The following is a 13,917-nucleotide window of genomic DNA, read 5'->3' as shown; positions in this document are numbered from 1 at the left end:
CCCTCACCGCCACGCCGTCTGTGTTGGAAGGCGGCACCATCGTTTACACCGCCAGCGTCGGCGCGCCGGTGACTGGCAGTCCGGTCGTGGTGACCTTGGCCAATGGTCAATTCATCACCATTCCGGTTGGCCAAAGCTCCAGCACTGCAACGGCTGCTGTCAGCAACGATGTCTATCAGGGGCACGATGCGGTCACTAATAGCATCACCAGCGTCAGTGGCGGTACCTTTGAGAATCTTGTCGCCAACACGGATCCCGTCAGCACTGCCGTTACCGATGTAACAGACACGACAACGGTCACCCTGACCGCTACGCCAGCTGTTGCCGAGGACGGCACCATTGTCTACACCGCAACTGTCGGTGCGCTGGTAACCGGTAGTCCGGTCGTGGTGACCTTGGCCAATGGCCAGATCATCACCATCCCGATTGGCCAGAGTGCAGGCACCGCAACTGGCGCCGTGAGCAACGATGTTTATCAAGGACATGAGGCGGTCACCAACAGCATCACCAGCGTTAGCGGCGGAAACTTCGAAAGCCTGGTCGCCAACACTGACCTCGTCAGCACAGCCGTGACCGACGTAACGGACAGCACTACCGTGACCCTGACCGCCACACCATCCGTGGCTGAAGGCGGCACCATCGTGTACACCGCCAGCGTCGGCGCGCCGGTGACCGGAAGCCCGGTTGTCGTGGCCTTGGCCAACGGCCAGACCATCACGATCCCGGTTGGCCAAAGCTCCGGCACTGCAACCGGCGCTGTCAGCAACGATGTCTATCAGGGCCACGATGCTGTGACCAACAGCATCACCAGCGTCAGTGGCGGTACCTTTGAGAATCTTGTCGCCAACACGGATTCCGTCAGCACTGCCGTTACCGATGTAACGGACACGACAACGGTCACCCTGACCGCTGCGCCAGCTGTTGCCGAGGGCGGCACCATTGTTTATACCGCCAGCGTCGGCGCACCCGTGACTGGCGCTCCAGTTGTAGTGACCTTGGCCAATGGCCAAATCATCACGATTCCGGTTGGCCAAAGCTTCGGCACCGCAACGGGTGCCGTCAGCAACGATGTCTATCAGGGCCATGAGGCGGTCACCAACAGCATCACCAGCGTCAGTGGCGGAAACTTCGAAAGCCTGGTCGCCAATCCTGACCCGGTCAGCACCTCGGTCACTGACGTGACTGACACCACCACTGTGACGCTAACCGCCACGCCATCGGTGGCTGAGGGCGGGAGCATCGTTTATACCGCCAGCGTCGGGGCGCCGGTGACTGGAAGTCCGGTTGTAGTGACCCTGGCCAATGGCCAAATCATCACCATCCCGATTGGCCAGAGCTCCGGCACGGCAACGGGTGCCGTCAGCAACGATGTCTATCAAGGTCACGCGGCAGTTACCAACAGCATCACTAGCGTCAGCGGCGGCAATTACGAGAATCTCGTTGCCGACACGGATCCCGTCAGCACTGCCGTTACAGACGTAACGGACACTACGACAGTAACCCTCACCGCCACGCCATCTGTGTTGGAAGGCGGCACCATCGTCTACACCGCCAGCGTCGGCGCGCCAGTGACTGGCAGTCCGGTCGTGGTGACCTTGGCCAATGGCCAGACCATCACGATCCCGGTTGGCCAAAGCTCCGGCACTGCAACCGGCGCTGTCAGCAACGATGTCTATCAGGGCCACGATGCTGTCACCAACAGCATCACCAGCGTCAGTGGCGGTACCTTTGAGAATCTTGTCGCCAACACGGATCCCGTCAGCACTGCCGTTACCGATGTAACAGACACGACAACGGTCACCCTGACCGCTGCGCCAGCTGTTGCCGAGGGCGGCACCATTGTTTATACCGCCAGCGTCGGCGCACCCGTGACTGGCGCTCCAGTTGTAGTGACCTTGACCAATGGCCAAATCATCACGATCCCGGTTGGCCAAAGCTTCGGCACCGCAACGGGTGCCGTCAGCAACGATGTCTATCAGGGCCATGAGGCGGTCACCAACAGCATCACCAGCGTCAGTGGCGGAAACTTCGAAAGCCTGATCGCCAACACTGACCTCGTCAGCACAGCCGTGACCGACGTAACGGACAGCACTACCGTGACCCTGACCGCCACACCATCCGTGGCTGAAGGCGGCACCATCGTTTATACCGCAAGCGTCGGCGCGCCCGTAACTGGCAGTCCGGTCCTGGTGACCTTGGCCAACGGCCAAACCATCACCATCCCGGTCGGACAGAGCTCAGGCACTGCAACCGGCGCCGTCAGCAATGACGTCTATCAAGGCCACGCGGCAGTTACCAACAGCATCACCAACGTATCTGGCGGTAACTACGAGAACCTAGTCGCTGATAAAGGCGTGGTCAGTACCTCAGTCACGGACGTGCAAGACACCACCACGGTTTCCTTGTCGGCCACGCAAACCGTCGCTGAGGGCGGGCAGATCGTCTATACCGCCACCCTGACCAACTCCGCTCAGTCACCCGTTACCGTAACGCTGAGCAATGGCCAGTCCATTACCATCGGCGCGAACCAGACTACAGGCAGCGTCACCGTCGCTGCGCCTGGCGACGATCCATACATCGATGCCGGTCAGGTCAGCGCGCGTATCACTAATGCAACCGGCGGCAACTTCGAAAACTTGGCGATCAACAGCACCGCTGCGGTGACCAGCGTCACTGACACCATCGACACTTCGACTGTGACGCTGACCGCGACCCCGTCCGTGGCTGAAGGCGGCACAATCATCTACACCGCCAGCGTTAGCGCACCGGTCACTGGCAGTCCGGTTGTCGTGACCCTGGCCAATGGGCAAATCATCACCATCCCGGTTGGCCAAAGCTCAGGTACTGCAACCGGCGCCGTCAGCAATGACGTTTATCAAGGCCACGCCGCAATTACCAACAGCATCACCAACGTGTCTGGCGGCAACTACGAGAACTTGGTCGCCGATAAAGGCGTTGTGAGTACTGCGGTCACTGACGTGCAAGACACCACCACGGTAATCCTGACCGCGACCCCATCTGTGGCCGAGGGCGGCACCATCGTTTACACCGCCAGCGTCAGCGCACCGGTCACTGGCAGTCCGGTCGTTGTGACCTTGGCCAACGGCCAAACCATCAGCATTCCGGTCGGACAGAGCTCGGGCACTGCAACCGGCGCCGTTAGCAATGATGTCTATCAGGGGCATGCGGCCGTCACCAATAGCATCACTAACGTGTCTGGCGGCAACTATGAGAACTTGGTCGCCGATAAAGGCGTTGTGAGTACCGCGGTCACTGACGTGCAGGACACCACCACGGTAATCTTGACCGCGACCCCATCTGTGGCCGAGGGCGGCACCATCGTTTACACCGCCAGCGTCAGCGCTGCGGTCACTGGCAGTCCGGTCGTTGTGACCTTGGCCAACGGCCAAACCATCAGCATTCCGGTCGGACAGAGCTCGGGCACTGCAACCGGCGCCGTTAGCAATGACGTTTATCAAGGCCACGCCGCAGTTACAAACAGCATCACCAACGTGTCTGGCGGCAACTACGAGAACCTAGTAGCTGATACAGGCGTGGTCAGTACCTCAGTCACGGACGTCCAAGACACCACCACGGTTTCCTTGTCGGCCACGCAAACCGTCGCTGAGGGCGGGCAGATCGTCTATACCGCTACTCTGACCAACGCCGCTCAGTCCCCCGTTACCGTAACGCTGAGCAATGGCCAGTCCATTACCATCGGCGCGAACCAGACTACAGGCAGCGTCACCGTCGCTGCTCCTGGAGACGATCCATACATCGATGCCGGTCAGGTCAGCGCGCGTATCACCAATGCAACCGGCGGCAACTTCGAAAACCTGGCGATCAACAGCACCGCTGCGGTGACCAGCGTCACTGACACCATCGATACTTCGACTGTGACGCTCAGCGCGACCCCGTCCGTGGCTGAAGCCGGCACGATCATCTACACCGCCAGCGTCGGCGCACCGGTCACTGGCAGTCCGGTTGTCGTGACCCTGGCCAATGGGCAAATCATCACCATCCCGGTTGGCCAAAGCTCAGGTACTGCAACCGGCGCCGTCAGCAACGACGTTTATCAAGGCCACGCCGCAGTTACAAACAGCATCACCAACGTGTCTGGCGGCAACTACGAGAACCTGGTGGCTGATAAAGGTGTGGTGACTACCACCGTCACTGATGTGCAGGACACCACCACGGTAATCCTGACCGCCACGCCATCAGTGGCCGAGGGCGGCACCATCGTCTATACCGCAACGGTCAGTGCCGCGGTGACTGGCACTCCAGTGGTGGTAAACCTGAGCAACGGGCAAATCATCACCATTCCGGTCGGACAGAGCTCGGGCACTGCAACCGGCGCCGTCAGCAACGACGTTTATCAAGGCCACGCCGCAGTTACAAACAGCATCACCAACGTGTCTGGCGGCAACTACGAGAACTTGGTCGCCGATAAAGGCGTTGTGAGTACTGCGGTCACTGACGTGCAGGACACCACCACGGTTTCCTTGTCGGCTACGCAAACCGTCGCTGAGGGCAGCCAGATCGTCTATACCGCTACTCTGACCAACGCCGCTCAGTCGCCAGTCACCGTCACCCTGAGCAATGGCCAGAGCATCACCATCGGCGCCAATCAAACGACTGGCAGCGTGAGCGTCGCTGCGCCTGGCGACGATCCATACATCGATGCAGGTCAGGTCAGCGCACGTATTACCAACGCAACCGGCGGCAACTTCGAAAACCTGGCGATCAACAGCACCGCTGCGGTGACCAGCGTCACTGACACCATCGACACTTCGACTGTGACGCTAACCGCGACCCCATCTGTAGCCGAGGGCGGCACCATCGTCTATACCGCAACGGTCAGTGCCGCGGTGACTGGCACTCCAGTGGTGGTAAACCTGAGCAACGGGCAAATCATCACCATTGCGGTCGGGCAAACCTCGGGTACTGCCACTGCTGCTGTATCCAATGACGTGTACCAGGGCCATGCCGCTGTCACCAACAGCATCAGCAGCGTCAGTGGCGGCAACTTCGAGAACCTGGTTGCCAACAAGACACTGGTCAATACTGCGGTTACAGACGTGCAGGACACCACCACCGTAACCCTCAGCGCCACACCGACGGTGGCCGAAGGTGGCAGCGTGACCTATACCGCCAGCGTGGATGCGCCGGTCACAGGCAGCGCAGTGGTGGTGACGCTGGCAAACGGCCAGACCATTACCATTCCAGTGGGTCAAAGCGCAGGCACCGTCACCACTGCGGTCAGCAACGATGTGTATCTGGGCCATGCCGCCGTCTCGAACAGCATCACCGCTGTCTCCGGTGGCAATTACGAGAAGCTGGTAGCCAATACCGCCAGCGTCAGTACTGCGGTGACCGATGTTCAGGACACCACGACGGTAAGCCTGACCGCGACGCCATCGGTGGCCGAGGGCGGCACCATCCTCTATACCGCCAGCGTCAGCGCGCCCGTCACGGTGACGCCGGTGATTGTCACGCTCACCAACGGCCAGACCATCACTATCCCGGTTGGCCAAAGCAGTGGCACCACGACGACCAGCGTGACCAACGATGTCTACCAAGGCCATGCCGCCGTTAACACCGGCATCAGCAGTGTCTCCGGTGGCAGCTACGAAAACCTGGTGGCAGACAAGACGGTACTCAGCACCAGCGTCAACGATGTGCAAGACACCACCACTGTTACCTTGAGCGCCACACCAAGCGTCGCCGAGGGCGGCCAGATCGTTTACACCGCGAGCCTGACGAACCCAGCGCAAACCGCCGTGACCGTCACCCTGAGCAATGGCCAGACCATTACCATCGGCGCCAATCAGTCCTCAGGCAGCATCAGCGTGCTTGCACCCGCCGACGACGTGTACATCGGTGCGACTACGCTCAGCGCCACGATCACGGGTGCCAGCGGCGGCAATTTCGAGAACCTCGCGGTGAACCCGGCACCCGCAGTGACCACGGTGACCGACACGCTGACGCCGACTACCCTGGGTATCAGCGGCGCGGCCAGCGTGGCCGAGGGCAACAGCGCCAGCTACACCCTGACCTTGAGCAACCCGGCGCAGACCGATGTGGTGGTCAAGCTGAGCTACAGCGGCACTGCAACCAACGGCGTCGATTACACCGGCGTGGCTAGCGTGACCATCAAGGCCAACAGCAGCCAGGCCACGTTCAGCATCCCGACCCTCAAGGACAACATCACCGAAGGCACCGAACAGTTCACCATCACGATCGATTCGGCCACCGGCGGCAATTTTGAAGCGCTGACCGTCAGCGCGAGCGCGGGCAGCATCACCACCCAGCTGTTCGAGCCGGCGCCCGTGCTGGACCTGGACGGCAATGATTCGAGCGGCAAGACCGGTGCCGACTTCCAGACCACCTTCATCGAGAACGGCAGCGGTAACTCGATCAGTGACCTGGATATTTCCATCACCGATTTCGACAGCAGCCAGCTTGCCGGCGCCACGGTGACCCTGACCAACCGGCAGCCAGGCGATGCGCTGAACCTGGGTAGCCCGGTCAATGGCATCAGCATTAGTTCGACTGTCAGCGAAGGCAAGGTCGTGTTGGCACTCAGCGGCAACGCTTCGCTGGCCGACTACATGCAGGTGATCAAGAACATCACCTTCGTCAACACCAGCGAAGACCCGAGCACTACGCCGCGCGTCATCACGGTGACAGTGACCGACGGGGTCAATGTGTCCAATACGGCGACCACCACCGTCAACGTAGTTGCCGTCAACGATGCGCCCGTGTCTGCCGGCGGCGCAGTGACCGGTGTTGAAGACACTGCCCTAGTGCTGAACTGGGCCAGCTTCAACGTCAGCGATGTGGACAGCCCGACGTCCAGCCTGGGCGTTACCTTCACCCAACTCCCGTCCCTCGGCACCTTGCAGTACAACAACGGCAGCACGTGGGTGAATGTTGCACTAAACCAGACCGTGAGCCAGGCGGATATCACCGCCGGCAAGCTGAAGTTCGTGCCCCTGGCCAACCAGTCCGGTGCCGATGGCTATGGCGGTAGCGGCGTGGGCAACAAGCAGGCCGATTATGCGCAGATCAAGTACAAGCCTACCGATGGCGTGACGCCGGGCAGCGAGGCAACGCTGAAGGTCGACATCACGCCAGTGGCCGACGCCCCGACCTTGAGCATCGCCAGCAACAACGTCAATTCCCTTGGCCTGACCAAGGAGACCTGGACCACCCTTACCGGCCTTGGCACCAACGGCAACGGTATCACCGGCGACGCACTGAAGACGGTGTTCACCAACTCGGGCGCCGCCACCCGCTCGGAAACCACCACCAATGTGCAATCCGACGCCTCGGTTGCCGGCCAAAGTGGATCGAAGACGTCTGGCCTGGTCTATCTGGAGGCTGGCAAGACCTACACCTTCAGCGGCAGCGCCGACGATAGCCTGTTGGTAACCATCGGCGGCAAGACGGTGGTGACGGCGACCTGGGGCGCTGGTGGCAGCGTCGCCGGCACCTTTACCCCTACCGCCAATGGCTATTACACGCTCGAGATCTACCACGCCAACCAGTCAGGGCCTGGCAGCTACGACGTCAACATCAAGGTCGGCAGCGGCGCGGTCGGCGACTTCAACAGCACCGCCATCGCGATGTATCCGAACGCCACTGCCCTGGCCAACGCTGGTGTCACGTTGTCCGACCTGCACGGCAGCGGTGGCCAGGGCTACTACGACGGCTACAAGCTCAACGAGGGGCCGGAAAACGGCAGCGTCAAGCTGGCGGGCATCAACAGTGGCTTGACCGATACGGACGGCTCCGAAACGCTAAGCGTCAAGCTGGCCGGGATCCCGGCAGGCTCGGTGATCAGCGACAGCGCCGGGCACAGTGCGACGGTCGGTGTCAGCGCGGTGGATGTCAGTGGCTGGACGTTGAGCAGCCTGACGATCAAACCTCCGGCCTACTACAGCGGGCAGTTCGATGTGAAGGTCACCTCGACTTCCACCGAATCGGTTGGCGGCAGCTACGCCATGACCGAGGGCACCCTCAAGGTCACGGTCTACCCCGACAGCTACAGCGTGGCGACCTTGACCACGGCTGGCGACACGGCAAGCGGCACCTTTGGCGACGACATCATCATCGCCGACACTGCCGGCCTGCACATGACCGCTGGGCAGAACTACAACCTGGCCTTCATCGTCGACACCTCGGGCAGTATGGGTACCAACGGAATCGAGGCGACCAAAGTGTCGTTGGCCACCGTGTTCCAGACGCTCCTGGCCAACGCCAAGACCGGCGCCGTCGGTACGGTCAATGTGCTGTTGGTGGACTTCGCTACCCAGGTCAAGAGCTCGGTCGCGGTCACCCTCAACGATGCCGGCCTGAAGACATTGCTAGGCAGCCTGGGCACCCTGAGTGCCGAGGGTGGCACCAACTATGAAGACGCCTTCAAGACCACGGCCAACTGGTTCCAGAATCTCAAGAGCGCCGGGGTCACCGGCTCCAACCAGACGTTCTTCCTGACCGACGGCCAGCCGACGTATTTCCAGACCGGCGAGCAGACCAACCCGACCCTGGCCAACAGCACCGTCAAGCTCGATACCTTGCTCAGCAATATCAGCTACAAGATGGGCGATACCGTCAGCAATTATCAGCTCGATACCAACAACCGGGTTTCGATCGACAGCAGCGGCAAGCTGACGGCCGAAACCCGCAGCTTCGACCTCTTGAGCTTCAGTTATAAATGGAGCGCCGTGACGACCGGCAACATTCGCGCTGAGGGCAATGGCGGCTACGAGCTGTCGACCCGTGCCGGCACTGGCAGCAGCACCACCAGTGATACATTGAGCAACGCCACCTCGAGCTTCGCCCTGCTCGCGGCACTGTCAGCGGTGGAAGCGGTCGGGATCGGTACCGATATCAGTTCCAGCGATCTGAAACCGTTCGACACCGACGGTGTGCCGCAGACCAATGTCGATGCCACCAAGCTGGCCGATGCCATCCTGGGCCATACCGACGCGACGATCGCTGGCGCCGACAGGATTGACGGCGGCGATGGACACGACATCATCTTCGGTGACCTGGTGAGCTTCGATTCCATTCCCGGCAGCGGTATCGAAGCCGTGCAAGCTTTCGTCGCGACCAAGCTGGGCGTGGAGGCCAGCGCTGTCGACGCCAAGATCATGCACCAGTACATCAGCGAGCATTACACCGAGTTCGACATGTCGCGCGCCAATGACGGCGCCGATACTTTGCTGGGGGGTAGCGGTAACGACATCATCTTCGGCCAGGGCGGAAATGACTATATCGATGGCGGCAAGGGCAATGACATCCTCCTGGGAGGCATGGGCAACGACACGTTGCTCGGCGGTGAAGGCAACGACCTGCTGTTTGGCGGCGCTGGCAACGACACGCTGATCGGCGGCAAGGGCAACGACATCCTCACCGGTGGCACGGGCGCCGACACATTCGTCTGGAAAGCCGGCGACACGGGCCAGGACGTGATCAAGGACTTCAAGTTTAGCGAAGGCGACCGCCTCGACCTCAGCGACCTGCTGCAGGGCGAACGCGGCACCACCATCGACAACTACCTGAAGATCACCACCGTGGGCAGCGACTCGACCTTGCAGATCAGCACCGAGGGCAAACTCAACGCCAGCGGCGGCCTGGCCAATGCCGACGTGTCGATCAAGCTGGAAGGCGTGAACTGGTCGAATACCTCGATCAATTCGTTGATCAGCGGTGCCGACCCAACCATCAAGATCGACAACAACAATACCTGACAGGCAGGCGCAGCCGGGCAATCTTGCCTATGCTGCGCCTAGCCAGTGCCGAGGATGCAATGTGACGAGGATGAACGCCATGTTCTATGTGCAACGCGACGACGAGGGGCAGTTGGCGCGCGTGGAAGCCGCACCCTACGCCGAATACACCGAAATGCTGCCCGCCGACCATGCCGAGATCCAGGATTGGTTTGCCGACGATGTAGTCGAGAACAGCCTCAAGCAGCTCAAGCAGAGCGACCTGGACATGATCCGGGTGCTCGAAGACTTGATCGAGGTGCTGACCACCAAAGGGGTCATCAGCATCACCGACCTACCTGCCGGGGCACAGGCGAAGCTGCTCAATCGTTCGACGGCGCGCAAGGCGCTGGGGAGTCTCAACAACCTCATCGAAGATGAGCAGGAGAGCGGACTGATCTGAATTCAGTGCCACGGCGCCGGCTCTCCAGACAGCCGGCCCTGGATACCCTCAATGCCCATTTCAACCAGCACCTGTCGCTCGCCGTCAGTTTCCACCCGTTCCGCGATCAGCGGCAAATCGATGCTGTGCGCTGCACGCTGGATGGCTTCGATGAACAGGCGCTTGTGCTGCTCCTGGTCGATACTGCGGATGTAGCTGCCGTCGATTTTGAGATAGGCCAGCCCCAGGTGGCTGAGGTTGCCGATCATGCTGAAGCGTCCACCGAAGCGCTGCAGCGCCAGGGCAAAACCCAGTCCATGCAAGCGACGTGTCACCTGCTCCAGGGTGGCTTGAGCAGGCAATTGCTCTTCGCCAATCTCGAAGATCAAGCGCGGGCCTAGCGCCGTGTTCTGGCTCAGCAGTTCATAGATGCGGTGTAGCGATCTGGCGTCGGCCAGCGTGGCCGCCGACAAGTTGAGCGCCAGTACCTGATCGTGGCTGCGCAGCCGTTCAAGGACTTTCTCCAGAACCAGCACGTCCAGGCGGGCCATCCAGCCAAATCGCTCCAGCCAGGGTAGAAAGCGGCCGGCAGGCAGGGCATTGCCGTGATCATCCAACAGCCGGGAAATCACCTTGTAGTGCAGGACTTCGGTGGTTGTCTGGGCATTGACTACCGGCTGCAAGAACAGCTCGAAGCGTCCACTGCTGAACGCGGCTTCCAGACGCGTGTGCCATTCGTGCTGGCTATCGCCGGCAATGGCAGCAGCGCCCTGCTCCAGGCATACCCAACCGGGGGTGGGCTGGTTCTCGGCGCGTGCCAGGGCTTCGTCAGCCAGTTTGAGCAGCGCTTGGGGGGCATCCCCCGGACTGAATGGCGCTAGACCGATACAGGCAACCGGAGAGATGTCGCTGGCACCGGTCTCATGCAGGCTGAGCAACGCTGCCTCCAGTGCCTGGGCAAGGCGCACGGCGTCTTCGTGGACCATGCCGGGCGCTAGCACCGCGAACTCACCACCGCGGCTGCGCGAGATCAGATCGTTGGTTTCGGGAAAACTGGCGCACGTGCGCCGCAGTTGTTCACCGACGGCCTGCAGCAGTTGGTCGGTGCGCTGGCCTCCGAGGCGCGCATTGAGCCCCGCCAGACCCTGCACGCGCAGCAGTAGCAGGTAGCCCGCACGTGCTTCCTCGAGGTTGCTGACACGCGCGTTGAGTTGCATCTCGAAATAACGCCGGTTCGACAGGCCCGTCAGGCTGTCCTGGTAAGACTCGCTGTGCAGCCGCTCACTGCGCTCGGCTTGTTCGGTGAACAGCGCCTTGAGCTTTTCCACCATCTGGTTCATGGCCCGCACGACGCGCCGCAGTTCCGGCGTGCGCGGCTCAGGCAGGCTGATGAACTCTCGCCGGGCGATGGCATGCGACTGCTCGACCATGGCTTCCAGCGGGCGCAACTGCCGCCGGAGCAACAAGGCGCCCAGGCCTGCGCTCGCAGCACCACAGAGCAACAACCAGCCGAGGCTGCCCAAGGCGCTCTGCCAGAGCTTGCCGATGGCGAACATCGGATGGCTGATGACTTCGACGCGCGCAGCCTGCTGCCATCCGCGGCTGACGATGGCATCGCCGCCTGCAGGCTCGAGTCCGATCAGGTGGATGAACCAGGCCGGCACGCCGCCGGGGTCTGGCTCGGCCTTGCGCTCGACCATGATGTCGTTGCTTTGCAGATCGACGACCTTGATGCTGGCGTAATAGCCGCTGTCGAAGATCGAGCTGACCAGTAACTCGACCATGGCTGGGTCATCGATACTGGGCGTCAGCGACAGTGCCAGTGCCGTGGCTGCATCCTGGGCGTGCGAGCGCAGTTGATTGACGTACTGGCTACGCGAGCTTTCCAGACTGACCATGAAGCTGCCGGTGAAAGCGATCACCAGGAACAGACAGATGGCCAACAGCAGTTGTTTGAACAGTGACATCCGTGCTCCTTCAGTAGACCGGTTCGGCCGGGAACCCTTCGGCCTGCATTTTTTTCAGCAAGTCCTGCCAGCGCGACAGGCGCTTGGTATCGCCCACCTTTTTATTACCGGCAGCGCCTGTCAGCCACAAGCCCTCACCATTGAAGGCGTACACCGGCAGCAGGTCGGTGCGCTGGCTCGCAGGCTTGATCGCGTCCATCAGGCTATCGAGAACCAGGGGTTGCGCCTGTGGGGATGAATAATAGGTCAGGACCATGTGCGCGCGGTTCTGGCGCAAGGCTTTGACGTAGGTGATGCGCAGTTTCTCTGCGGGTACGCCCATGCGCCGCAAGCTGAAGTATTTGGCGATGGCGTAGTCTTCACAGTCTCCCGCGCCTTTCAGGAGCGCCTGGATAGGCGTTGCCCAGTAGTCGACTTCGCCCCATAGGTCGATGTCCTCGACGTAGCGCAGTTGCTGATTGAAGAAACGATTGACCACTTGCAGACGCTGCAGCTCCGAGCCTTGGCTTTGCGTTGCCATCAGGGCCTGCCAGGCATCGATTCGGGGTTTGCCCGCGCCTAGCGGGCCGTATAATGCAGCGGACTTGCGGCTGATCTCGGCAAAGTCCCAATCGGCCTTCAGCGCGCCCAGCATCGCGCCGCCAAGCAGCAAGGCGAGGCAGAGATGACGAGCGACGGTTTTGAGCGGCCAGGATATCGCCACTGCGCGGCCCTGTTGAGATCAGTCCAGAGCAGCGATGGTGCGGTCTGGCCATGCAAAAGACAATGGCAATGGGCGATCACGACGCAGATCACCAGCCGGTTATCGCTTTGTCGTTAGCGCTTTGTGAGTGTCACTTCCTTTACCGCGCAAACTCCTCCACGCTATCCGCCACTTGATACATCGGCTGCACGCAGTGCGGGTTTGACAACAGTCCGGTGGTATCACTAGTGTCATTGGATCCAACCTATTGTCGTCGAGGCACACTCCGCTTGGCCGAGAAAATTAAACTCAGCAATGTTCTGGCGAATGAACAGCTACCCGCCCATCTTGCCCGGGGGGTGATCGAGGAACGCTTGCGCAGTGTCATTCTTGATGGGCGTCTGCCACCAGGAACAGCTGTACGCCAGCAAGAGATCGCCGATCTGTATGGCGTCAGCCGCATGCCTGTGCGTGAGGCGCTGCGGCAGCTGGAGGCTCAAGGGCTTTTGAAGGTGGAGATGCACAAGGGCGCTGTCGTCGCGCCGTTGATCGGTGAAGATGCGGTCGACACCTATGCCTTACGGGTATTGCTTGAAACCGAGGCTTTGCGCCAATCGATTCCACGGCTCGATGACAATGACATCTGCAGCGCGCGCAGTTTCATTCACCAGCTGGAAAACGAAACCCGCCATGCAGAGATCGGCCGCCTCAATCGGCTGTTTCACATGGCGTTGTATAGCAAGGCGCCCAATCAGAAACTGCTGCGCCTGATTGAGAACGAGCTGAACGAGGAAGAGCGCTTTCTGCGCTTTCATCTTTCTTCGATGGGGCTTGGCAAGCTGACGCAGGACGACCATAACGCGTTGGTCGATGCAGCTGCCGAGAAGAACGTGGGTGAGGCCGTGAAAGTCCTGGAGCAGCACCTGAACAGCGCATCACGCGTGATCAGGGCGTACCTGGACAAACAACTGTCACGCTAGACACCTGAAAAAGGAAAAGCCCCTGTCTGCAACGCAGACAGGGGCTTTTTATTTGAATCTTGACGATGACCTACTCTCACATGGGGAAACCCCACACTACCATCGGCGATGCATCGTTTCACTACTGAGT

Annotated in this window: 5 protein-coding genes; 3 read left to right on the top strand and 2 right to left on the bottom strand. The window is 60.9% G+C overall.

Annotated features, from left to right (window positions below; translation table 11 throughout):
* A partial coding sequence (locus FS665_RS22925) for an immunoglobulin-like domain-containing protein (protein WP_145193600.1) occupies nt 1-9,758 on the top strand: 9,758 nt, incomplete at its 5' end.
* A gap of 79 nt (nt 9,759-9,837) precedes the next feature.
* Nucleotides 9,838-10,179, top strand: a complete 342-nt coding sequence (locus FS665_RS22920) for a tryptophan synthase subunit beta (RefSeq protein ID WP_145193598.1) — start codon at nt 9,838-9,840, stop codon at nt 10,177-10,179.
* A gap of 2 nt (nt 10,180-10,181) precedes the next feature.
* Here FS665_RS22920 and lapD read toward each other — a convergent pair whose 3' ends face one another.
* Together lapD and lapG are read right to left on the bottom strand one after the other, a co-directional pair.
* Nucleotides 10,182-12,125, bottom strand: coding sequence for a cyclic di-GMP receptor LapD (lapD, locus tag FS665_RS22915; protein ID WP_145193596.1), 1,944 nt, complete (start codon nt 12,123-12,125; stop codon nt 10,182-10,184).
* Nucleotides 12,126-12,135: 10 nt separating this feature from the next.
* Nucleotides 12,136-12,828, bottom strand: a complete 693-nt coding sequence (gene lapG / locus FS665_RS22910) for a cysteine protease LapG (protein ID WP_145193594.1) — start codon at nt 12,826-12,828, stop codon at nt 12,136-12,138.
* A 269-nt stretch (nt 12,829-13,097) separates the two neighbouring features.
* Here lapG and FS665_RS22905 point away from each other — a divergent pair, with 269 nt between their 5' ends.
* Nucleotides 13,098-13,787 (top strand): GntR family transcriptional regulator, encoded by a 690-nt coding sequence (locus FS665_RS22905; protein ID WP_145193593.1) that lies wholly within the window; start codon nt 13,098-13,100, stop codon nt 13,785-13,787.
* Nucleotides 13,788-13,917: the final 130 nt, after the last annotated feature.

This window comes from Pseudomonas sp. URMO17WK12:I11, assembly GCF_007677725.1.
Lineage (GTDB): Bacteria > Pseudomonadota > Gammaproteobacteria > Pseudomonadales > Pseudomonadaceae > Aquipseudomonas.
Note: the sequence above shows the minus strand (reverse complement) of the source record. Positions and strands in the feature narration are given on the sequence as shown.

Excerpts from the sequence above, each read along its gene's own strand:
- FS665_RS22920 (WP_145193598.1), top strand. The coding sequence starts at position 9,838 with ATGTTCTATGTGCAACGCGACGACGAGGGGCAGTTGGCGCGCGTGGAA.
- lapD (WP_145193596.1), bottom strand. The coding sequence starts at position 12,125 with ATGTCACTGTTCAAACAACTGCTGTTGGCCATCTGTCTGTTCCTGGTG.